18 protein-coding genes and 1 pseudogene are annotated in these 21,932 nt (G+C 56.2%); 4 read left to right on the top strand and 15 right to left on the bottom strand.

Annotation, left to right across the window (positions count from 1 at the left end; all coding sequences use genetic code 11):
* Nucleotide 1 precedes the first annotated feature (1 nt).
* The 9 genes and pseudogenes from ACUN9X_RS01615 to ACUN9X_RS01575 all read right to left on the bottom strand — a co-directional run bounded on the left by ACUN9X_RS01615 (nucleotide 2) and on the right by ACUN9X_RS01575 (nucleotide 10,845).
* A complete protein-coding gene (locus ACUN9X_RS01615) occupies nucleotides 2–2,449 on the bottom strand; it encodes a LysM peptidoglycan-binding domain-containing protein (RefSeq protein ID WP_445471987.1) in 2,448 nt (815 codons plus the stop codon).
* Nucleotides 2,436–3,491 (bottom strand): DUF4123 domain-containing protein, encoded by a 1,056-nt coding sequence (locus ACUN9X_RS01610; RefSeq protein WP_445471986.1) that lies wholly within the window; start codon nucleotides 3,489–3,491, stop codon nucleotides 2,436–2,438. The genes ACUN9X_RS01615 and ACUN9X_RS01610 overlap by 14 nt, the downstream gene beginning before the upstream one ends.
* Nucleotides 3,492–3,867: 376 nt before the next feature.
* Complete coding sequence (locus tag ACUN9X_RS01605; protein ID WP_445471985.1) at nucleotides 3,868–4,260, bottom strand: hypothetical protein; 393 nt, start codon at nucleotides 4,258–4,260, stop codon at nucleotides 3,868–3,870.
* Between the two features lie 1,114 nt (nucleotides 4,261–5,374).
* Nucleotides 5,375–7,471: pseudogene (locus ACUN9X_RS01600) on the bottom strand (type VI secretion system Vgr family protein); the annotation flags it as partial.
* Nucleotides 7,472–7,744: 273 nt separating this feature from the next.
* Complete coding sequence (locus tag ACUN9X_RS01595) at nucleotides 7,745–8,263, bottom strand: Hcp family type VI secretion system effector (protein WP_260037079.1); 519 nt, start codon at nucleotides 8,261–8,263, stop codon at nucleotides 7,745–7,747.
* Nucleotides 8,264–8,472: 209 nt separating this feature from the next.
* A complete protein-coding gene (locus ACUN9X_RS01590) occupies nucleotides 8,473–9,246 on the bottom strand; it encodes an energy transducer TonB (RefSeq protein ID WP_445471984.1) in 774 nt (257 codons plus the stop codon).
* On the bottom strand, nucleotides 9,243–9,656 hold the full coding sequence (locus ACUN9X_RS01585) for an ExbD/TolR family protein (protein ID WP_445471983.1): 414 nt from the start codon (nucleotides 9,654–9,656) through the stop codon (nucleotides 9,243–9,245). Before ACUN9X_RS01585 ends, ACUN9X_RS01590 begins: the two co-directional genes overlap by 4 nt.
* Nucleotides 9,657–9,662: 6 nt before the next feature.
* Entirely contained in the window at nucleotides 9,663–10,070 is a 408-nt protein-coding gene (locus ACUN9X_RS01580; protein ID WP_445471982.1) for an ExbD/TolR family protein, read from the bottom strand.
* Nucleotides 10,057–10,845 carry a MotA/TolQ/ExbB proton channel family protein gene (locus tag ACUN9X_RS01575; protein WP_445471981.1) on the bottom strand — a complete coding sequence of 263 codons (789 nt, stop codon included), beginning with the start codon at nucleotides 10,843–10,845 and terminating at the stop codon, nucleotides 10,057–10,059. The genes ACUN9X_RS01580 and ACUN9X_RS01575 overlap by 14 nt, the downstream gene beginning before the upstream one ends.
* Nucleotides 10,846–11,027: 182 nt before the next feature.
* Here ACUN9X_RS01575 and ACUN9X_RS01570 point away from each other — a divergent pair, with 182 nt between their 5' ends.
* The gene (locus tag ACUN9X_RS01570; protein WP_445471980.1) at nucleotides 11,028–13,391 is read left to right on the top strand and encodes a diguanylate cyclase; all 2,364 of its coding nucleotides are present in this window, start codon (nucleotides 11,028–11,030) and stop codon (nucleotides 13,389–13,391) included.
* A gap of 12 nt (nucleotides 13,392–13,403) precedes the next feature.
* Here the strand turns inward: ACUN9X_RS01570 and ACUN9X_RS01565 are convergent, their stop codons facing one another.
* The gene (locus ACUN9X_RS01565) at nucleotides 13,404–13,694 is read right to left on the bottom strand and encodes a ferritin family protein (protein WP_260037070.1); all 291 of its coding nucleotides are present in this window, start codon (nucleotides 13,692–13,694) and stop codon (nucleotides 13,404–13,406) included.
* Between the two features lie 151 nt (nucleotides 13,695–13,845).
* On the opposite strand from ACUN9X_RS01565, the gene ACUN9X_RS01560 reads away from it, so the two are divergent.
* Complete coding sequence (locus ACUN9X_RS01560; RefSeq protein WP_260037068.1) at nucleotides 13,846–14,754, top strand: DMT family transporter; 909 nt, start codon at nucleotides 13,846–13,848, stop codon at nucleotides 14,752–14,754.
* On the opposite strand, the gene ACUN9X_RS01555 is transcribed toward ACUN9X_RS01560, so the two are convergent.
* Both ACUN9X_RS01555 and ACUN9X_RS01550 read right to left on the bottom strand, forming a co-directional pair.
* Nucleotides 14,731–15,498, bottom strand: coding sequence for a sulfite exporter TauE/SafE family protein (locus ACUN9X_RS01555; protein ID WP_445471979.1), 768 nt, complete (start codon nucleotides 15,496–15,498; stop codon nucleotides 14,731–14,733). The genes ACUN9X_RS01560 and ACUN9X_RS01555 overlap by 24 nt on opposite strands.
* Before the next feature lie 50 nt (nucleotides 15,499–15,548).
* Nucleotides 15,549–16,700, bottom strand: coding sequence for a lytic transglycosylase domain-containing protein (locus ACUN9X_RS01550; RefSeq protein WP_260037065.1), 1,152 nt, complete (start codon nucleotides 16,698–16,700; stop codon nucleotides 15,549–15,551).
* A gap of 222 nt (nucleotides 16,701–16,922) precedes the next feature.
* On the opposite strand from ACUN9X_RS01550, the gene ACUN9X_RS01545 reads away from it, so the two are divergent.
* Nucleotides 16,923–18,404 (top strand): amidase, encoded by a 1,482-nt coding sequence (locus ACUN9X_RS01545; protein WP_445471978.1) that lies wholly within the window; start codon nucleotides 16,923–16,925, stop codon nucleotides 18,402–18,404.
* A 242-nt stretch (nucleotides 18,405–18,646) separates the two neighbouring features.
* Entirely contained in the window at nucleotides 18,647–19,267 is a 621-nt protein-coding gene (locus ACUN9X_RS01540) for a hypothetical protein (RefSeq protein WP_260037061.1), read from the top strand.
* A gap of 85 nt (nucleotides 19,268–19,352) precedes the next feature.
* Here the strand turns inward: ACUN9X_RS01540 and ACUN9X_RS01535 are convergent, their stop codons facing one another.
* From ACUN9X_RS01535 to ACUN9X_RS01525, 3 genes are read right to left on the bottom strand one after another with little or no spacing between them, the layout of a single operon-like run.
* Complete coding sequence (locus tag ACUN9X_RS01535; RefSeq protein ID WP_260037059.1) at nucleotides 19,353–20,480, bottom strand: HupE/UreJ family protein; 1,128 nt, start codon at nucleotides 20,478–20,480, stop codon at nucleotides 19,353–19,355.
* The gene (locus ACUN9X_RS01530) at nucleotides 20,477–21,706 is read right to left on the bottom strand and encodes a tetratricopeptide repeat protein (RefSeq protein ID WP_260037057.1); all 1,230 of its coding nucleotides are present in this window, start codon (nucleotides 21,704–21,706) and stop codon (nucleotides 20,477–20,479) included. Before ACUN9X_RS01530 ends, ACUN9X_RS01535 begins: the two co-directional genes overlap by 4 nt.
* On the bottom strand, nucleotides 21,675–21,932 hold the full coding sequence (locus ACUN9X_RS01525; RefSeq protein WP_260037055.1) for a hypothetical protein: 258 nt from the start codon (nucleotides 21,930–21,932) through the stop codon (nucleotides 21,675–21,677). The genes ACUN9X_RS01530 and ACUN9X_RS01525 overlap by 32 nt, the downstream gene beginning before the upstream one ends.

Raw genomic sequence — 21,932 nt, 5'->3', positions numbered from 1 at the left:
CTCAGCTTAGCTGTGAGGTTCTTAGCATCGATAGTCGCTGGTCAATACGATCGTTTTTCAAATTGACCGGAATTTTTTGCCATGCGAGTTCGTGCTCTGTAAAACTAAGCTTCTCGGATAAGCTTGAGACAATCCATCGTTGGAATTTACTCAGCTGACTGTTTTCACCGTCATCATCCAAAATTGCGCATATTCGGGCGAGGCTCCCCATTGCGTTGACCTTCCTGCCGTCCAACGACATGTGTTGGAGAGTCTCAATAAACTGGCGCCAGCTGTTTATTGCTGAAACGACAATTAGAATCGCGGTTTCCTGATCTTCTTCCCTACTTTCGATGAATGTTTCCGTCAGAGTGTAAAGTATCATTCCAAGCGTTTCAGGAGGTAGTCGGCTATACGGAATGCCCTTGTATTGCAAGTTCTTCGGAGAGCCTCCCGCATCTCTCGCTTGTTTTTTTATGTTTCTGGCTAAATTGTATGCCTCTGCTTTCTGCCCTTGGCGTCGTGCCCACGCTGACCTGAAAGAAACATAGTCGGATACAATTGTTTCGATGTTGTCTATGTTTGAGGATATTCCCAGAAATAAGCTTTTGGACCATTGCTGGAAGAGATCTGACTCGATATTGCTTAAGAATTGAAAATCGGATTTTTCAAGCACTTCCAGCGTTGTGGACATCAGTTGCCAAACGGTATCAGCTCCTATGGTGCTGCCGAAATTACCGCTAGCGCCAGGTCCAAACACGAGTCGACCTTTGCATTTCAATAAAATCTTGCCTTGCGAGAATCCGAGCTGAAAATCCATTCCGGCACCGATGCCAACCGCGACCGTTCCACCAGCTTCAATTTTCAAAAGCTCCTGCCAGTCCGCGTTCTTTTTAAACTGCTCATCGGGATGAACCCAGCAGAACTTACCGGCGATGGCTCCACCCGCTTCAGCGCCGGCAAAGGCATTGCCTGATACACTGAGGCCTGCTTTGGGGTCGGGTTTGATCTTCTTCTTGTCTGATAGCAAAAAGGTTGCGGCGCCGGTGCTGAGCCTGGCATTGGCTTCGCCGCTGAGTCTGCCGCCGACAAAACAGTTCAGTGTGATGTCACCGGACAGGCGAAATGCGCCAAATGCGAGATCGGTCAGTTCGCCGTTCCGGTTCTTGTAAGTGAAACGACAGTCCCAGCCCGCTTCGTTGGGCACGAAGACTTCTGCCAGCTTCGCTTCCGCTTCGGCAAGCGCCATGGAAGCACTGGCCTTCGCTCCAATATCAATTTCACCTGTGCTGAGATCGAAACTATTGACGCCAGCGCTGGCTTGCATGGCAAATCGCATGAGCTGGGCTTCGGCGCTGACTTGTAGCGTGTTTTCCGCAGGGCTTTCGCCGTTTCCGGAAGACCATGTGAGCTTGGTGTGTTCCTCGCCCAACAGATAGTATTCTTTCTTTGCTTCTGCGAATTTGACCTCGATATTGCCTACAAGGCTCTTTTTGGCATCAGAGGCAATATCGTCTTTGATCTTGCCCAGTAATTGGCCTGCCGTGCCGCTTTTGTTCTTCAGCGCCTCAGAGATGGCACGCGTTTTTTTGATGTATCGGATTGAGGCATAGGCGGCGATCAAACGCTTGTAGACACCTTTGCGAACGTAATACCAACGGCCCGGCCGACTGAACACCATGACTTCAATGATGCCGACTTCGGTGCTGTTGCTTCGTGTTGAGAAATCGCTCGCTTTGACGCCGCCACCTTTGACGCCCTGGCTTGAGGTCCCTTTCCCGAGCTGTCCTTCCAGAGATTTTCGTTCGCTTCGAAGTAATTCAAGACGCTTTTGTTTGGCTGTTGTAAGGATACTCTCTCGCTTCTCGTCATCGTCGCTGGCGAATGACCAGAAGTAGTCGGGATCGTAGTCTTCGAACCACTTGATCTGTTCATCCACAGCGGCAATCTGCGACTGGACCTGAGATACCTTGGTTGGCCCTTCATCTTCTTCCTCATCCGCTTCCGGTGCGATGACCCCTTTTTCCGCTGCCTTCTGCATCCACTTACGTTTTGGACTCGGTTGGTCGCTGGTGGCCTCCGCGTCGACAGGCTCGTCCTGAGCCTGTTTGAACTCCTTCATCAAGGCGTTCATTTCCTCTATCTCAGTATAAATCTCGTCAGCCGCGCTTTGTGGCAGGGCGACGCACCATTCGCCATCGTCGGCACCCATGACGTGAATGATCTCTGCATATTCCTCGGCACAACCTTCACAAGTGGGTTGTGTTGAGGATGTGCTCTGAGCCGATTTAGCTGGCGGCATCGAGGCAGCATTGCTGTCGTTGGCAGGGATTTTAAGCTGCCAGCCTGCTTCAATATGGTTTGCATTAGTAATTTGTGGGTTCTGAGCCTGAATATCTGCGACGGTGACCTGATGCTTTTGTGCGATAGCCGTTAGGGTGTCGCCTGGCTGAACTTTATACTGCGGCATGGTGAATCTCCGGTTCGCTTTCCATAGCGATAAATCGTTCCGTGGGAGATAAGTCTTCCCGGACCAGTAATGCTTTGAAGGGGGGGTGCAGATAAAAATCGGCGCCATGCCGAAGTGCTAAACGCAACCATTGTTCCTGATGTGCACTGTTATTAAAGCCGGCTTCGTTGGCGTCGATCAGTCGCTCCAGCGCCCAGTGTTCAGGCTCAGGCGTCGTTGACAGCACGCTGGCGTAATACTCGGCATAACCTTGTGCATCTGCCGCGAGACGGTAAGGCGTGACGGCCTCTATCTGGTTTGAGGCCACCGCAACTTCAGGCAAGGTTTCAGGGGGACTATTTGCGGGCTGGGGCGGCCGGTGTTCCCGCCATTGATGGCTGTCATGCCAGTGCCAGCTTGAAGCCGCGTTTCCGAGCAGGGCGCTTTGCTCGTTTGCCAACGCACAAAGCAAAGGGCCAAACATCCGTGGCTCATGGAAACGCAGGATCTTGCCTTCACCCTCGGTCGAACTGCACAACCAATGAGCCAAATAATCACGGAGTGCGATCGGTTGCCACTTTGACGTGATCATGAGGCCGATCGGCACTTCTGCGGCCATGGAAATCAACTGCGATTGCATTTTGGGCGCATATCGAAGGTCGACCAGTATAGGGCCGTGCTGCCAGTTTTCCTGCCAGGAAGTGCCCGTAAACAGGCTCCACCACTCGATTGTCTCGCTGGTCATACCTGCATAAATATTTTTCAGCAGGTCATCGTCGATCGCGAGATCAACAATGGCGAAGTCAACGCGGGTTGGCGCTTCAGACAGCCCCGCTTTTTGGTTAAGCGTGTTGATGTTTTTTGCAGCGTCCATGCTCATCGTACTCAAGGTCGGAAATGGTTTGGTTGCCGGGTTTCGTGGGTTCCACCCCTTTACTAGCGTGCTACCCAATAATGAGGCTGATGCACACGGCAATCCCCCCAAATAAAAACAATCCAAAAGTCGGCAGAAATCCCCATAGAAATAAGTAACGAGGGATTTCAGTATCGACGTTTCCGACATTTGCGGCTGCTCGACGGAAATGGCCCGGCACGTTGCGTATTGATAAAAACGTAAAAACCTGGGTGGTTCGGATCAGCCTGCCGAAAGGATCGCCACCCCATATATTCCGACCGGATGACGGGTTCAGAGTGGCTGCCGAGATCATTGTCTCGATCTGTCTGACTTTCGGAAACGCAATAGTGATAATGACCAGCGAACAAAGCAGAGCGCCAGCTATTCCAATGATTCCCGCATATACCGTAACTACACCGATCTCCTCAGTGACTGTAGACATTTTGGTATACCGCCTTAAAGCTTCTCCGTCACTGCCAACACCGTCGACGTTAGCCACAAGATCAAGGGGTCACAATTAATAATTCAATACCAGCCGCCCTTTTCACTCAGGCATGAATTGCCCAGCGATAAGAAAAATCACAAAGCTCAAGAACATAGTGTTCGAGGGAACCAGGGCCCATAGTCGCAAATTGAGCGGTATATCTATCTCTGGATCGCCGAAATCCGCAGCTGAGCGTTTGAAGTGCCCAAACGGTATCTTTCGCATCACCAGGTATCTCCATACGTAGCTACTGCGCATAAGCCGTCCGTACAGCCCTCCACCCCAGACCTTTCTCAACCGTAACGCAGAGTACTTAGGTTCAGGGCAAATAAATTCTTCAATTTGGCGGATTTTTGGAAAAGCAATTGTCAAGATTGCGACAAGGGATAGCCACATCAGTCCTAGCCCTCCCGCGCCACAAAAGAGCGCGATTGTTACTCCGGTATCAGTCATTCTCAACACGCCTGTAAATTTCGTCTCCAAGACCTTCGCCTGCAGTGCCCCCAGCATAACCACCGACTGCCGAGCCCGCACCTCCCAATATAATGGCGCATGCGATTCCGCCAACGCCACCGGACGTAACGGCTGCTAGCCCACACAGTGCTGCACCGGCCAATGCACCCCCTGCGCCGCCCCCCACACTGCCAGTCAGCCTGCCGCCTTCGGTGTATTTGACCTTTGTGCATTCCTGAGTTTGGCCATTGGTACACACTTCATGAATTCTCATGCCGGAAACCCCCGCATCTAAGGCTATCGCAAGGTAGCCACCGGCCCTAGCGTATTTGGCGCCAGTAGTTAGCTTGTCATAGTGCGTCGCATAGCCGGGAATACTGCCGACACCCGACTGCTTCCAGTTGTGCACAATGCTTTTAGATGACAGTCCAAGTGCGGTTTTAAGTTTCGGGTCGTCGCTCAATGACATGCCCTTGCGCGCGATTTTCCCCAGTGCAAAATCCAGCCTTTTGAAAAGACCTTGCCGTTTCTCAAAAAACTCGGTGCTATTGAGGTGGCCATGTTTTTTATAGCTATCCTGGTGCAGAACTTCCAGATCCCTGAGCACAGCTTCGATAGACTTGATCTGATTTGCGATCATTACCGAGCCTGCCCCCATGCCGGTGGAGGCATTTGAGGTCAGCGTTTCGAGTAAGTCGTAGTGATCGACCAGAAATTGTGCCTCTTGTTCGTCCAGCTTACGTAGGTCCTGGTTAACCTTACGGGCAACCTGCATTAAATCTGCTTCTTCCCGGGTGCATTCCATGCCATTTGGATCACCAAGCACGATCATCTCGCCGGGCATCACCCGGTCACCAATGTTAGGGTTCAGGCGGTCGAATGAGTCAGGCTTTGCAGAAGCGTCGCCATACAATTTTTGTAACAGCGCATTTTTATTCATGGCTGATTGAGCGACGTGAAATCCAGGCTCAGCTTGAGTGGGTGCGGGTTCTTCATTGTCCGTTTTTTCAGCCGCCGGCTGTGAACTGTCAGCGCTTGCAGGTACCGATGCGTTGCCAGTATTTGTTTTGTCTGGCGATTGGCTCAAGTTACTTGAAGCGTGTTGATGTACTTTGCAGCGTCCATGCTCATCGTACTCGCAATCTGAAACGACCAGAGCGCCTTTGTTGGCGGACTCTTTCAGTAGTGGGGTAGCTGTGCTGGCTGGGGGCGCTACGGGGCCGCCTACTGCATTCGCCCGCTGAGATGTATCACCGAGCTGCGCCGTTTCCCGAGAGCCATGGCTGGCCGGATCAATCATTTCGGGCATAGCCGGCACCACAGCGCCTTGCCCCGTCCCACTCCCCGGTGAGCCACCGGAATTCATCTTGATCATGGGCCCTGACACAGTCACGCCACTTGGGTCGACTTTGACGAAGCTGCCACCGGCTTTGAGAGTGATTTCGGCACCGGCTTCGATGACGATCTTCATGCCGGCCTTGTGGTGAATTTCGCTGCCGGCTTCGACCAGATGGGATTTACCCTGTTTGCTGTGGTGCGTTCCGCCCACCGTCAGGCTGCTGTCACCGCCAACCTTCTCCCGCTTCTCGCCATCCACCGTATGGTGATCATTGGCCTTGATGTGACTGACCCGGTCGTTGTCCACGGTGAGGTGGCTGTTGTGGTGAATCACCTCAGTGCGGTCGTTTTCGGTCAGCAGGTCCAGGTCTTTCTGGGCGTGGACGTAGATCTGTTCTTTATCGGCTTCGTCTTCAAAGCGCAGTTCGTTACTGCCTTCGCCCTTGTGGGTCTGGGTTTTCAGGGTGGTGCGGGTTTTGTGGGCCGGTAATTCATACGGCGGAGTGTTGGTGGCGTGGTAGGTGCGCCCGGTAATGATCGGCTGATCCGGATCGCCGTCCAGGAAGGACACAATGACTTCATGGCCGATTCTCGGGAGGGCCATAAACCCATAGCTGCCGCCGGCCCAGCCCTGGGAGACGCGTAGCCAGGCACTGCTGTTGTCGTCGTTCTTGGAATAGCGGTCCCAGGGGAACCGAACTTTAACCCGGCCGTGTGCATCACAATGGATTTCTTCCCCCGGGGGGCCAGTGACGATGGCGACTTGCGGGCCATCCATACGGGGACGCTGGCTGTCTTTTAACTGGGGGCGCCAGGTGCGGTCGGCCGGAATGACGCTGAAGCGGTTGTTGTAGGTGGTGGCGCCACTGCCGCCGTCTTCTTCCAATGCCTGGGGTTGTGTGCCCTTGTGGGTGACGCTGGTAATCAACCAGTCCCGGTTGAGAGACTGGGCACTGTGTTCACTCAGCGTGAATTTGGCGCCGCTGGTGAAGTCCGCCCGGTTACTGGTACCACTGGCAATCCGGCTTTGATTGCGCAGGCTGTCGAGAGTAGCCTCGGTAAAGGGTTGGCCACTGGCATCCTGTTTAAACCGGCCCGGGTAGTCGTAATGCTGGTAGTCGTCCCGATGGGGTAAATCAGCGCCACTGGTTTCGTGCATCAGGGCATAGGCCGGGTTCTTGAAGGTGTAGTCCTTCAGCGCCACGCTGGCGACGGAGACCGTATCCTGAGGTGTGAAGCTGAACACCGCCGGTTGGCGGCTGCTGCCGCCTGCGGTGGCGTTGTAGCCGGCCTCTGGCAACTCTGGCGCTTCGCGGTGGTGATCGGCCAGGATTAACGTATGCCCGCCCTGGCGGTGTTCAAAGCGGTAATGCCAGCCTTCTTCGGCGGCTAAACGGGTAGCGAAGGCCAGATCGGATTCCCGGTGCTGGACGCAGTATTCCCGTTCTTCGGAAGGGCGTTTGAGGTTGAGGGTACGGTCGACGATACCCCGCTCATCCAGCAGGGTCTGGACGATGGTTTCAGTGGTCTGCTGCTGGAAGATGCGGCTGTTGTGCATCAGCCCTAAACGCCAGAGAGCGGGCTGAACGATAGCCGAGTACTGGGTGCGGCGATGGCCGGTATCGCCCCGGCTGAAAGAGGACACCACGCCGTGGAAGCGTCGCAGAACGTCACCGTCCTGATACAGCACCAGTTCGGCATCCTGATCCAACACATCGGTCACGGCCAGATCATCAAAGGCACTGGCCAGATCCAGTTTGAGATGGAACAGGTCGGAGAGGCTTTCGGTCAGCTCGAATTCCACCACCGAGAAGGTGTCATCCGGCAAAGACCCGAGACGGGCCGTGAACTGCAGGCCGGTGGGCTGGGGCATGGTGTCGTCCTTGATTTATCCTGAGGGCATCAACCGCCAGGTCAGCGGTGGATACATCCTGCATCCTCGGGCATCCGGCCCGTTTTATGTCGTCGTGCAAACTGATCAAAGTTTAACAGGTTTGACGTCATCAGCGCATCGTCTCATTGGCTGAGATGATTGTGCGAAATAACGGTAAAGCTGTGAAACCTTCAGTGTCTTTGCAGGGATTGGCTCAATCAAAAACGGCCAGCAGAGGCTGGCCGTTTTCGGGATTCACCTTTACGTTCGGGCTTACGCTTCGAACGGTGAACGCCAGTCGTCAGCACCGGAAGTGCCAGCGATTGCGTGTTCCCAGGTCACTTTGCGGTATGCAACAGACACTTCTACCAGCTGGGTGAATTCAGCTTTTGAAGGATCCTGGCAGTGAGGCATTTTGCAGTCGATGTTGATGATAGTGGCATCTTCCAGGATGGTAGAGAAGAAGTGCTCTTGCTTACCTTCAACAGACGTGCGGTACCACTTCATTTCAACTTTCGGCAGCATTTCGCCAGAAGCCAGTGCGTTGTACATCAACGGTGTGGCTTTGTTCAGCGCAGCGGTGAACTTGAAAGGCTTGTGAACGCGCTGACCGGCAGGCTGACCAGATTGCGGGTCAGTAGGAACGGTAACGGTGTGGTCGAACTGCTGAACCAGTACCTGGTCTTCGTGACCTTCGACGTAGATGTTGCCGACTGAGTCTGAAGTGAAGGCACCAGCGGTGATGTTGCCCTGAGTTTTACCTTCGATGCTGATATAACAAGGAGTTGGCATTGTCTGCTCCATGACATGAATGAGTGAGTGGCCAGAGTCCATTCCGCTCTGGACACCAATGCTATATCAAGGTGCGTGCCAGGAATTAAAAGCAACTAATTATCAAGCAGTTAAGTATTTTGTGTGATTTCAGTGAAGTGCCGATCAAGCAAGGAGTTGCAAGGAGCGGGCGGAAACTTGCTGTCCGGGCAAGAATTCGCCCGGACGGGCTACTTCAATTCATAGCGTATGGGGATGGTATAACTGAAACGATCGCCTTTCATGCTGTCAGGTACTGGCGGCATGGGCTCGCTTTCCTTGATAAACGCAAGTGCTGCTTCATCCAGCAGACGCTCATCCGAACTTCCTGACAGATTGCTGCTGATGAGTTTGCCGTTTCTGTCGAGCTCGAATTCCACCACGGGAGTGCCTTCGATGTTGCGACGTTTGGCTCGGCGTGGGTACTTGAAGTGCTCGGACAGGTGGCGGTGCAGGCGCGATAGATAGTTGTCCATGGCGTCTGACTGACCGGCGGTCAGCTTGATATTGCTTGGTGTTCCACTGGCTGGCCCTATCGTTTTAGCCGGTTCAGCCGACGTCTTTGGCGCTGTCGCGGCGGCAGCTGTCTTTGTTTCGGGTGGCGTCGGTTGCGCTTTGGGCTCTGGTTTTGGCGTTGGTTCTGGTTTGGGCTTTGGTTCAGGTTTCGGCGTTGGCTTGGGCTCCGGCTTTGGTTTTGGTTTTGTCTTGGGCTCTGGCTCTGGCTCCGGTTTTGGTTCTGGTTCAGGTGGTTTAACTGAGGGTTGAGATTCGGCAGGCGCTGGCGTTGCTGTTTTGTCTGCTTTTGCTCTGTCTGCCAGGCTGACCGAAATCACCGCTTTTGAAGTAACCGACGCATTGCCTTTCATATGGGGGACTTCGGGTGACGACTGCGCAAACAACAGGCCGAGCCCCAAAGCACATAGCAAAGAGAAAGCCGCGAACCCTGCTCGAATAATCTGATTCACAGTGTTGGCTCCGTCAGCAGTGACAGCTTGTCGTAACCTGCTTTTTCAAGCTCCCGGAACAGCGACTCCAGTTCTTCCATGGAAATGTCCGCGTAGGCGGCGACGCGTAGTGGCTTTGCATCATCCGGTGCCGGGAGCTTCTGAGCCAGTTGATCGGCGTTCACGATTTGCTGGTTAATGAGCCAGCGGTTGTTCTCGTCGATAACAATGTCGGCAGCCGGGGCGCTTGTGTCGCCTTCGGCAGGCGTTGCCGGCAGCGGAGGAAGCGGGTCGTCGCTAAGATGCCCCACTGCAATAAAAAACAGCAACAGCAGAAAAACAAGATTGATGAGCGGCAGAATGCCGTCCTCGACCTTGTCCATCAGCGTCTTGCCACTATCGCTACGGAATGGGGGGATAAAGCTGGGCATGGTATGTCAGGGTGTCTCGGTGTCGTCGGTTACGTCGCTTCGGCTCCAGTGCGTCGTTAGTCCGGCAGACTGGAGCATGGTCAGACTTTCGGTGAACGTGCTCAGAGCCACATCCTTGTCTGTGCTCAGATTGACTTCCCTGACATCCCGGCGCCTGAGGGCGTCGACTGCTGCCGATGGCGACACCTGCTTGCCATCCAGATCAAGCTGGCCGTTGCGATGGAGAACCAGCTCCGGCAGTGGATCACCCGTTTGGGTGCCGGTGCTCGCGGTGGCGTTATCCAGTGCGAGAGAACTGGTGGGCACCAACCGGGACGTGACCATAAAAAACACCAGCAAGATAAAAACGACGTCGATCAACGGCGTAATCTTGATGGGCAGGCGCTTGTAGGGACGTGGTTCAACCAGTTGCATGGGCGAATCGCTTTTCACCGGTAGCGGTGTTAGCTTCGGTTTCGCTGTTTGTGGCGCCTGGCGCAGCCGTAACCGTCGGCGTGACGGGTTCCGGCGTATCCTGGCGCGTGGACGCGCTGAGTACCTGGACCAACAGATCGTTCATGTGAGTGTTGATGCGGCGCAACCGGAACTCCATCCATGCTGCGATAGCCGCCAACGGGATTGCAATGACAAGACCCGCAGCCGTGGTCATAAGCGCCTGATAGATACCGCCACTGAGTTGACTCGCACTGGCGCGGCCTTCTGCCGATGCCATGGCGCTAAAGGCTTCCATCATCCCCATGACTGTGCCCAGCAGACCGAGCAACGGCGCCAGTGCCGCGATCACTTCAATTATTTTCAGGGGTGATTCGAACGGCTGGAGCGCTTTTTGTGCCAGCCGGGCAACGTCTTCGCGGATCTGGGTGTCAGTCTGACCGCGCAGCAGGCCTCGCATGGTCGTATTGATCAGGCCATGCATCGGATTGAAGCGCTGGCGCGTAGTCTTCTGATCCAGAACCTCAGCGGCAGTGCGCTCACTGGGCGAGCGTTTCCAGCGATCGACGGCCGCTTTCAGTCGCCGGTCTGTTCGGGGCGCAAAAACGGCACCGACCAGCATGGCGTAGATGAAGGTTGCGGCTCCCAGCACGGCAAGCGCCAACAGGACGACCATAACCGGGCCGCCGAACTCTATAAGCTGTTGGATGGGCGTAAGCTGGTGCGTCACGTCGGAAATGGCAGTGGGATCAGGCACGAATATACTCCTCGGAACATGTGAATCCGCTAACGTTAATAGTAACGATTATTATTAAGTTTAGCTACTGGACGTAAGTGCTACAGAGGTTTCCAGGTCTGATACACTGACAAGTGACTGATGTCGCTTTAATAAGTAGTGGGTAAGAAAGAGCCGAAGGCGGCGAGAGCGGGGGACAGGATTTGTTTCAGCGGATACAGCACTGGTTTGACAGTCTGAGAAACCGGGCAGTTGGAATCGTCGTGCTATTCGTGGTGTTGATCACGGTAATTGCAACGCTGGTGGGCATTTTTGCCGGTCAGCGCGAAATTGAATCCCAGACACGCGCCCAGCTCGAAACCGACGCCGCGATCATCGCCGAGAATATTGATGACAAGCTGGAGCAGCGTTTCCGGGCGGTCTCCTCGGTTGCTCACAGCATGACAATGGATCGTGAAAGCCTTCTTGGCCGGGCTCAGCTCATGCTCAACCGCCAGGTTGCGCTTGGCGGGTTATTCCACCGTCTCTACCTGATGGATGAAAACGGGAAAGTCGCAGCCGCTTTTCCTGCGGCGGAAGATGCACTGGGTATTGATGTCTCGGACCGCCCGTACTTCAAATTGACCAGTCAGCAACTCACCACCCTGATATCTGAACCCTTCCTGACCCGAGATGAGAACGAACCGGTCGTTATCGTTACCGCACCCGTTTTCGATTTTAAACAGCGCATGATTGCGATACTTGCCGGCACCATAAAACTGGACGAAGACAGCTTTCTGGGCCAGCTCGGGACCGTGTCCATTGGCAAGGATGGCGAGGTTGGCGTTGCGACCCGTTCAGGGAAAGTTCTGGCAGGCAGTGGCGCCAGCAACAAGCTTGAGCCGCTTCCACCTGGTAACCATGCGTTCGATGATGCGCGTAAAGGTGGTGAAGGTGTGCGAATTGCTCGCGCCACAACGGGCGAGAAAATTCTCGTCGCCAATCGCCAACTGAATTCTGCGCCCTGGTTTGTCGGCGTATCCCTGCCGGTAAACGAGGCATTTGCGCCCATCGATCGACTGGTTAACGTGATGTTTTGGGTAGGGCTGGCTCTGATCGTTTTGTTTGTGCCGCTGGCGCTACATCGCTTCACTCGATTGCTTCGTCCTTTAGATCAGTTGGCACGGCAAATACCTGAGCGCGCTCTTGGGGAATTGAGTGGACCGGTAAAGGTGGGCGGTGGGCGCGAAATCCAGACCCTGGTGGGTGCGTTCAATGAAGTGATGGAAGAACGCGATCGGGTCAAAGGCGATCTGGAGCAGCAGGAAGTCTATTATCGTGCTCTCTCCGAACGGGCGCCGATTGGTATCGTACAGACTGATGTGCTGGGGCGGGTGGAATTCGTCAATGCAGCGTTTGAAGCCATTATGGGACAACCGGCCCAGAAGCTGCGCAATCGTCATCTGGCGGGAGGGGTCTACAGGGATGATCGGCCGGAAGTCATGCGCACATGGCGCAAGGTGTTACGTGAAGGTGGCGTTTCGAGCAAGGAATACCGCCTGTTTGATGCATCGGCCAATCGCGTGATCTGGGTGTCAGCGATGACCTCGGCCATCGCTACGCCGGATCGCTCGCTCGGTACGTTGACGATCATCAACGATATTACTGAGCAACGTGCAGTCGAGGCGGAACTCAAGGCCGAACGAAATCGCGCGACCAGTATTCTGGGGGTGCTGCAGGAAGGCGTTATCCTGACTGACAGCGCGGGTGTCATCAGCTACGCCAACGGCCCCGCGCATGCCTTCCTTGGTCAGACGGAAACCGTATCAAGTCTCAAATTGTTTGATCTGATGTCGGTCACGATCGGTGACCAACCCTGGACGTTGGACGAATTCCTGCAGCAGCCGCAGGTCAACAGCCTCGATGCGGTGATGACGAACGTGAATGAAACGGAATTCGAGGTTGAGCTGACCATGTTGCGGCTGGACCGTGATGAAGAAACGGATCGGCTGGTGTTTGTTCTCAGAGATGACAGCGAACGGCGCAGGCAGGAGGCCGCTCTTACCTGGGAAGCTTCTCACGACAGCCTGACCCGTCTGTCCAACCGGCGTGCCTTTAATGCGCGGCTATCAGAATTGTTACGCCAGGATGTTAGTCGACGCAACGGGTCGATTGTCATGCTGATTGATCTGGACCATTTTAAACCGGTAAATGATAACGGTGGTCACCTGCTCGGTGATGAAATGCTGCGCCAGATAGCGACGGTGCTGACACATGCTGTACGTCAGTCTGATATGGCCGCACGGCTCGGTGGTGACGAATTTGGTGTGATTTTACCGGCCTGTGGTCTTGATCGGGCTGAGGTCATTGCAGAGTCGATTCGCGCCGGCATTGAAGCGATAACGCTGGAACAGGAGGGGGCCCTCTTCAGCGTTACAGCCAGTATCGGCGTAACTGATATTGTGGATAGCGACAGTGATTATAAAAGCGTGGTTGCGCGCGCGGACGAAGGCGCTTATGACGCCAAGGGCCGCGGGCGCAACCAGGTCGTGGTTCTGTCCGGCCAGGCGTGTCCAGCACTATCCTAGCCGGGCGCTATGTCAGCCGTGATCGGCAATATCACCTTCGGTGAACAGGAATTCCCGAAGGAAGCCGTCGAAATCCGTGTTGTTCCGGCGAAACCACTCGATGCACATGGCGGCGTGCTCCATCTCTTCGCGCATGTTATGCAGCAGGATACCTTTCAGAGCCTTGTCATCGCAGTCATCCGCCCGTTGGCGATACCAGTCAACGGCTTCCAGTTCTTCCATCAGGGAGACGATGCAGTGATGCAGATGAATCGTCTCTTTGGACAGTTTTTCACGTGGTGCGTGCAGGTTTTCACTCGACATGGCACATACTCTCTCTTCAGTTGGGGTAATGACACCGGGTTGGTTTTTTTGATGAGTCCGATACGTTGATGACAATAGCATACGGCAGCGAGGCTGCCGGACATCGATGGCGCCAGAGACGCTGTTCAGCTGCTAAAAGGATGCCGTTTTCATGACCGCCACGACAAGCGATACGACGCTTCGCGCGCTCCGGATGAAAGGCTTTGCCATTGTCGGTTTTGGCGTTCTCATGCTGTCGCCGGACTCGTTGCTGGTCAAGTCGACCAGTGTCAGCCCGGTGGTGTTTCTGTTCTGGCGTGGTTTGATGCTGACGCTGGCGTTCTCGCTGATTAATGCGGTCCGCTATCGAGGGCGTGTTGTGTCCAGCATGAGAGCCTGTGGCAAGCGCGGGTTGTATTGCGGTGTCGCGTTCGCAGGCAGCACGCTGGGCTTCGTCACCGGTGTGAAGTACACCGCTGCTGGAAACGTACTGGTGATTCTGAATACAGCGCCGGTGATCGCGGCGCTGCTGGCCTGGTTGATCTGGCGTGAACGGCTGCCGCTGAGGACCTGGGTGCTGATTCTCGTCTGTGTCTCCGGCGCGATGCTGATGGCAGTGGGAGAGCTGGGCCACGGCGAGCCGCTGGGGCTGGTGATGGCCTTTGTTGCAGCTTTCTCGCTGGCGTCCAATTTTGCTGTCGCCCGATCAAGACCAGAAGCCGATATGAGTCTGATGCTGGTGTTTGGGGCGGCTCTGGTCGCGGTGGCGGCTGCCCTGGCCGGCGGTATGCAGTGGCCGGGTTGGCGTGATTTTGGTCTGATTTCACTGCTGTGCCTGGTGTTTTTGCCTACCGCGAGCATTCTGATTCAGACCGGTCCGCGATATCTGCCGGCGGCTGAAGTAAGCCTGTTTTTGTTGCTGGAGACCGTGATCGGCACGTTTCTGGTCTGGCTGATGCTGGGTGAGTTGCCTGGCGTGCTGGGGTTTGTCGGTGGCGGGATCATCCTTGCTGCGCTGCTGATCAACGGCCTGATTGAAGACTATCGGTTCCGTCGTTCAGCCAAACACACCATAGCTTGAGGCGGCCTGCCAGATCAGTCGTAGGGCCAGCACCGTCAGCAGCCAGTTGAAGCCGCGCTGGAAAGTGGCGTTGCTGAACTTGCTCAGCAGATGAAGTCCGATCCAGGTGCCGGCGAAACCGCAGATGATCATACCCGCGACAAACGGCAGCCAATCGGCAAGCGCGAATCCGGCCAGGCCGAATATCAGCGCTTTGGGGCTGTGTTGCAGGGTCATTGCGGTGGCGAAAGTCGAGACCGTTTTAAACCGGTCCTGATGGATCTGTTTAATAAACGCCGCGACCAGCGGCCCCGTCGCACCGACAAACAGGCTGACGAAACTCGTCGCCAGTGATGCAGCAAATATACCGGCGGGGTTCAGCAGAATCTTCGGCAGCGAAGGCCCCCAGCACAAATAAAGAATAAAAAGTGCGATGGTCAGCTGCCAGATCACAGGCGGCAGATTCACCAGAAGCAAAGCGCCGAGCGCAGCCCCGATAATCACACCCGGTAGAAAAGCCGCGATCACCCGCCAGTCGATGTGCCGCCAGGTCAGTGCAGCCCTGCCACTGTTCGAGCCGAGCTGGATCAGTCCGTGTATTGGAATAATAGCCGTTGGTGGCAACCACAAGGCCATCAGCACCAGCAGCAGGGCACCACCACCTGCGCCAAGGCAAGCGGTGATCAACGAGGTGACAGCGGAACAGACCAGCAGGAACAGGGCGACTTCAGGTGGCAGGACATCAGGAGGCAACAGCCAGTCCACATTCAGTCTCCGGTGTCAGTGGGATGAAGTTTTATGTGATAGCGGTTAGGTTAAAGCCCGCAAAGCACGGCCTTTTTCATTCGCCGGTCCTCGCACAAGGCTTCGGCCGCCAGCTCAACATCCACAACATAATACAGTGAAGCCAGCCCCAGGCGGTTGCGGCCCAGATTGTGGAATATCATGCCAAAGGCAATGTCGCCTGCGCTATAGCCCTGATGATGTTGGGCAAGATAGGCGGCCGGCTGCGATAGCTCTGGATCGTCAAGCAGGTCTTTCACGCGGGTGGCGCCGCCGTGATACGCCTGCACGACCAGCAAGGTGAACAGCCGGTTACGTTTTTCCTTTGGCAGGTGACCGAATAGCTTGTCGAAAGCCGGGCGCAGGTAGCGAGCGTTCTGGCTGGTCAGCCGCATGGCGCAATCAAGCTGTGCAAGCCGGTGCCAGTAATTGGGCGGGGCGATGCCGCAGTCAGACAGCACGACTGTGGACAGCTGCATGATGCCGCGGGCGTTCGCTGCCGAATGAGCCTGACGACGACCGCCGCTTTCAATCAGTAACTGCCCTGCAAGGTAACGGGGCATTTCAGGGGGCAGGTCGAGCCGGTTCTGTTGCTCCCGCACCTTGTAGATTTCTTCCAGTGCCTGATGCAATGACCGGGGGGATTGGGGGCTGCCAATCGAGAGGTCATCCCAGCTGCCCCAGATCAGGTCGCCGGCTTCACTGCCGATGTAGCGGGACATGGCTTCGTCCAGATCGACGTGCGGCTGCTTGCAGGCGAGTGCAAACGGATAGCCAGTATTGCCTGCGGAGCCTGGCACCCAATAGTCGCTGCGCCCGTCGCGGGTAAACTTCAGGCGCGTGGTGTTGAGTTTTTGCTGGGTTGCCGCGCGGGTATCAGCGTTTTCCATATAGCCCAGGAATTTGCCCCGGCGATCGAAAAAAATGTGTCGGTTCTCATCGGAGCAGTAGGCCTGACCTTCCAGAATCCAGCGCCGTACGCTGCGGATATTGGAGTAGACACCTTTGCTCTCCCAGTAGGGGGATTCGCGGATCACCGAGGTCCAGTCTTTCAGCTCCTCGGCCTGCAACGGGCCACTGAACGCAGACAGCAGGCCTGCCAAAAGACCCGTCAAGACGGAGACAATCCGGCGCCCCGGCAGTCGGGATTCCGGAATCGTCGGATTGAGGTTACTTGCCTGCATCAATATTACTCCGCCTGAAAGACTATTCTGAGAGGCTGCCGGAAGACCCGAGTGTGGCGATGCCGTCGTTCCATATCAACTGTCACTGATAGCGGGAGACGCACAAGGCCGATCCAGCCCGTTCAGTATCATGTACGTCAAAAGGACACAGAATGGCCTGTTAAACAGGTGACGCTGAGGTATTCTGGTGCGATCCAGTCAGCTCGCCAGCAGGATGAGTAAATGAAAGTCAGTGACTATCGACAGTATGATGCGGTTGGCCTCGCCGAAGGTATCCGGAAACGGGATTTCAGTGCCGACGAGGTGCGTAAAGCCGCGGTTGCCCGGGCGCAGGAGGTCAATCCTGAAATCAATGCGATCTGTCATCCCCAGTTTGATGACGAGTTGCCAGGCAGCATGTCGGACGAGGCGATGCTGTCTGGCGTTCCGTTTCTGTTGAAAGATCTGGCCCAGGAACAGGCAGGCAAACCTTGTACCTATGGCAGCCAGGCGTTGAAGAGCCAGGTCGCAGAACGGGATTCGTCATACGTAACCCGCGCCCGCAAAGCCGGGTTGGTGCTGCTGGGTCGCACTGCCACGCCGGAACTGGGGCTCAAAGGTGTCACCGAGTCCCGATTATGGGGCCCGACCCGTAATCCCTGGGATACACGCTTGACCCCGGGCGGCTCCAGCGGAGGCTCAGGTGCGGCAGTTGCTGCCGGTATCGTGCCGATGGCCGGCGCTAATGATGGTGGTGGATCAATTCGGATTCCGGCCGCTTACTGCGGTTTGTTCGGGCTCAAGCCTTCAAGGGGCCGTGTGTCGGCAGGGCCGGGGATGGGCGAGCACTGGACCGGCGCATCGGCAGATCATGTGGTCAGCCGCAGTGTGCGCGACAGTGCAGTAATGCTCGACTATCTGGCGGGACCTGAAGCGGGTGATCCGTTTGTGATTCCGCCACCAGCAGCGCCTTACGCCAGTGTGATCAAGCAAGCGCCAAAACCGCTCCGGATTGGGGTATTTACCGCGTCGCCCTACAACGGCGAAGTCGCGCCTGAATGTGTGGAGGCGGTCGAGTCTACAGCGCATGCGCTGGAAAACATGGGGCATAAAATCGAGTACGCCAAGCCGGATTTTGATGGCATGGCGCTGGCCCGCTGTTATCTCGGGCTGTATTTCGGTGAGGTCTCGGCCACCATGGCGCAGGCGGCCAAGCGTTTTGGTGCCAAAGACAGTGATTTCGAACTGGATACCCGCTTGATCGGCATGCTGGGGCGCACGTTACCGTTGCCGGATTATGTGCAGATGCGCCAGCAGTGGAATGTGTTTTCCCGGGCCCTGGGGCTGTTTCACCAATCCTATGATCTCTACTTGTGTCCTTCGACCGGTCAGTTACAGCCTGCGATCGGTGCTTTGGATACGCCAGCTCACCTTCAGGTCGTCAGTCGCCTGATGCTGTTGCTCAAAGCCGGTCGGCTGGTACACAAGAGCGGCGTGGTTGATCAGCTGGCACTGGAGAGTCTGGCGCTGACGCCGTTTACGCAACTGGCCAACCTGACCGGCACGCCGGCGATGTCGGTACCCCTGCACTGGACTGCAAAAGGCCTGCCGGTGGGGGTTCAGTTCGGTGCGCCTCATGGCGACGAAGCGACGCTGTTGCAGCTTGCTGCTCAGCTGGAGTCGGTGCTGCCCTGGTGGGACCGGTATGAGAGTGTGGCGGTTTGAACACCGGTTAGTCGGGCAGACCGGATGGTGACTGAATTACTCCGCGGGGGTTGTGATCTATTAACGTCGCCTCCACGTTTAACCTTTTGCGGAGACACGCTATGCTGTAGTCAGGACTTCAGAATTCCTGTGAAGTCCTGTGGCGATCACTGAATAGACAACTGTCTGTGGTGAGTTCCGCCAGACAGATTGCGCTGTCCAGTGTCTCCCAACCCTGATGGCATTGAGGAGACGAGCGTATCATGAACGAACCTATTGCGATCGATGAGCTGGTAAACGTAGCGCAGGGTGAAGCTATGGGAGAGCTGGACGCTCCCATGATGGCGATCGTCCTGTCATCCGACCAAAGCTATGACTTACCCATTAACTCCCTTGAAACCGAGGCTGACAAGGCCCGCTGGGCGCTGATATTGCGTGCGGCACGCGAACATGTTGAGGCGGATGCGGTTGCCGTGCTCTATCCGGCGTGGACCACCATTCGTACCAAAAAGCAGCGTGACGTTGATCAGTTTGAAGTGACGGCTGAAGAAGATGCGGCCGACGATAGCGCTGACGACACACGAGACCCCATCGACACCCTGTTCGTCCAGTTGCACACCCGTGACCGGATATACTGGCGCGGTTTCGAGCAGATCCGTGATCCTCGCCATCAGCGGATTATCGGGTTCAAGCGAATCGGTGCACTGTCTTCGGATTATGACCGGGATGAAGCGCCGGGGATTGCTGCCTGGCTGAATACCCTGTTCGAGCCATTGCCGGACGAGGGAGAGGAAACGGACGTGGATCGCGAGCTGGCGAATCTGCTGGAGGAACCGGAAGTCAGCGCCGCCCTGTATCCGCGTCAGATGCGTAGCCTGCACTGAGGCATTTAACGTTCTGATACGCGGCCTGCCCGCAGCCTCACTGTGATGAGTGAGGCTGCGGGGTTTTCTTTCTATCTCACACCTTTCACATTGCCGGTAGACCGGCGAACCGTTCCGCTGCCCAGTACAGAGCGATGGCCGATACCACCAGCGCCATGGCTGGCACAGCAGCCCTCTGATAGACGCGATGGCTTCCCATCAGATACAACAGGGGAAACACCAGCGCGACCAGTGTCAGCTGACCCAGCTCAACGCCGATATTGAAACCTGCCAGGGCGGTGACTTTCTGCGAGGTGCCGCTGGCCAGATCGCTCAATACGCTGGCAAAGCCAAACCCGTGAATCAAGCCGAAGCCAAAGGCTAGCTTCCATGTTTTACGACCCAGCACCGGAAAGAACAGGTTCAGCGCAGCGAGCGCAATCGACAGGGCAATGATGATCTCGATCCACGCGATGGGAGGCTGAACAATATTCAGTGCAGCGAGCACGAGCGTGATCGAGTGGGCGACGGTGAACGCTGATACGATACCGGCCAGTTGCCATAACCGCTGTTTTAGTGTGGTGCGACCGGCAGCACCGGTTGCGTCGTGGCGCAGGGTTGCGGGCAGTATCAGCACCAGCAAGAACAGCACGTGATCGAACCCCAGTACCAGGTGCACCACGCCCTGCCACAGGAAGTCAGCGAAGGTTTGCCACAGTGGCATGGCTGCGCCCGACAAAGACAACGTATTGCTATCCGGGCTCAGTGACGCCAGTTGCTCGCCCTCAGCACCCATGCGTTGGATCAGGCCGCGGTGCAGACTGTCTACCTCAAACAGCAACTGATAGTGCAGTGTGCTGGCGACAGTGCCCTCAGGGCAGTCAATACCATAGCGGGCGGAGGCATAGGGACCGTCGCTGTGACGGGTCATACCCCATTGGTCACCGCTGAGCCGGCAATTGCCTGCGCTGGATGAGAGCGTCAGACCCTGCTCGATATAGCGGGTGATATCAGCCCGGGCCTGATTCAGCTCAGCCCCTGTTACCTGCTGGTCCCGATTGTGGTCCAGCGCGACGACCAGTGCCAGATCCCGCACAGCCAGATCGACACGGATCGTCTGGTCGGCTTCACGCTGATCGAGATAGACAAAACCGTCGCTGGCCTTGTGGGCCATTGCCGAAAAGCTCGAAAGTATCAGCGCGACGCTGCATAAGGTTATCAGAGGCCATTTCACAAAAGGTTCTCCGGGTATCGGGCATCTTGTTGGTGACGTGCTTCAAGCCAGCGGGTGACGGTCTGGCGCGCGTCGGGTTTGTCGGCGGCAGCCGAGGCTCTCAGGATCAGGGCTGTGTCGGCCGGCTCACGTTGTGTCTGCCAGTTTTGCCAGGCGTAGGTGAAAGCGGCCTCGGGATCGTTTTCAACATCGAGCAGAAACCGGGCGAGATCACGCTTGTGGAGCAGGTTGCCGCGCCAGCGCGCTTCTTCAAAACGCTGATTCAATCTGGTTTTCAGCGCCGCCAGCTTCGGGTCGTCCAGTTGTTTGAGTGCGATGGATCGCAGCACAGCGAGGTTGTCGACCTGTTCGTAGCCTTCGGTTAATTTCAGCGCATCGTCAGGTTGCTGGTGCTGAATGAGCCAATCGGCATAGGCGGCACGGATATATAAATCATCCGGATCCAGCGCCAGTGCTTTCTGCCAGCGTATTTGGGCGTCGGGTCGGGCCTGTTGGGTTGCGATATCGGCCAGCGTGCCCTGCGCCCAGGCAATGCTGGTGCGATCGGCATGGGATTGGCTCACGCGGGTCATGGCATTGAGCCGATTATAGGCTTCCTCAGCCCGGCCCGTGCGAGCCTTAACCAGCGCATGGCAGCTGGCGGTGATCAGGCCTGCATATCGGGATTCCAGCTCGGTGCAGGCCACTCTGGCGTGATCGTAGCGGCCCTGCACTGTTTCAAGATTTGCCAGAATCAGCCAGGCCTGCGTTTTCAATGCGGGGTCTGACGGGTGGCTAATGACTTTATCAAGGTCGGCTCTGGCATCATCAAACTTGTGCAGGCTCTGGTTCAACGAGGCCCTTAGCATCAGCAGTCGTGGTGTCAGGCGAGCATCAGGCCATTCATTGAACGCCCGTTGGGCATAGCCGAGAAAGCGTGGATCGCCACTCGTGCGGGCCTGCTGCAGAAACGCTTGTATTCGGTTGGCGGCTTGTTCGGGGGTCTTGTCAGTGGCGGCGCCCTGAACATTCGAGAGGTCGGGAAGTTCGATCAGTACCTGCGCCTGCGGGATGGGCTCAATCGGCGGTGGCGCGGCGTAGCTGTGAGTCGCCACTCCCAGCAGTGCAATAAGCGGGAGCAAGGCCCGGCCCCGAAGGGCCAGACCTGCAGCGATGGTTACCCCGCCTCCGGGGTAACGGTCATCCGTGGTGCATTTACTTGAGCACATCATCGAAGGCCTGTTCATTGGTCTGGTCGTTGAAGCTGAACTCAATGTCGTTGATGGCGACCGGATCACGGTTATCCCGCGTATCCCCGATCTCGTCGCTGACAAACTGGGTAAAGCTGACTTTGCCGTCGGGAGCTGGAGCCGGATCGGGATTGTTGCTCCCGCCTCCGCTGCCACCGTCAAAGCAACCGCCCAGCGACAGTCCAATCAGGGCAAGGCCGAACATTGCAGCTATGCGTGTCAT

It is taken from the genome of Marinobacter sp. V032 (assembly GCF_052645435.1).
Note: the sequence above shows the minus strand (reverse complement) of the source record. Positions and strands in the feature narration are given on the sequence as shown.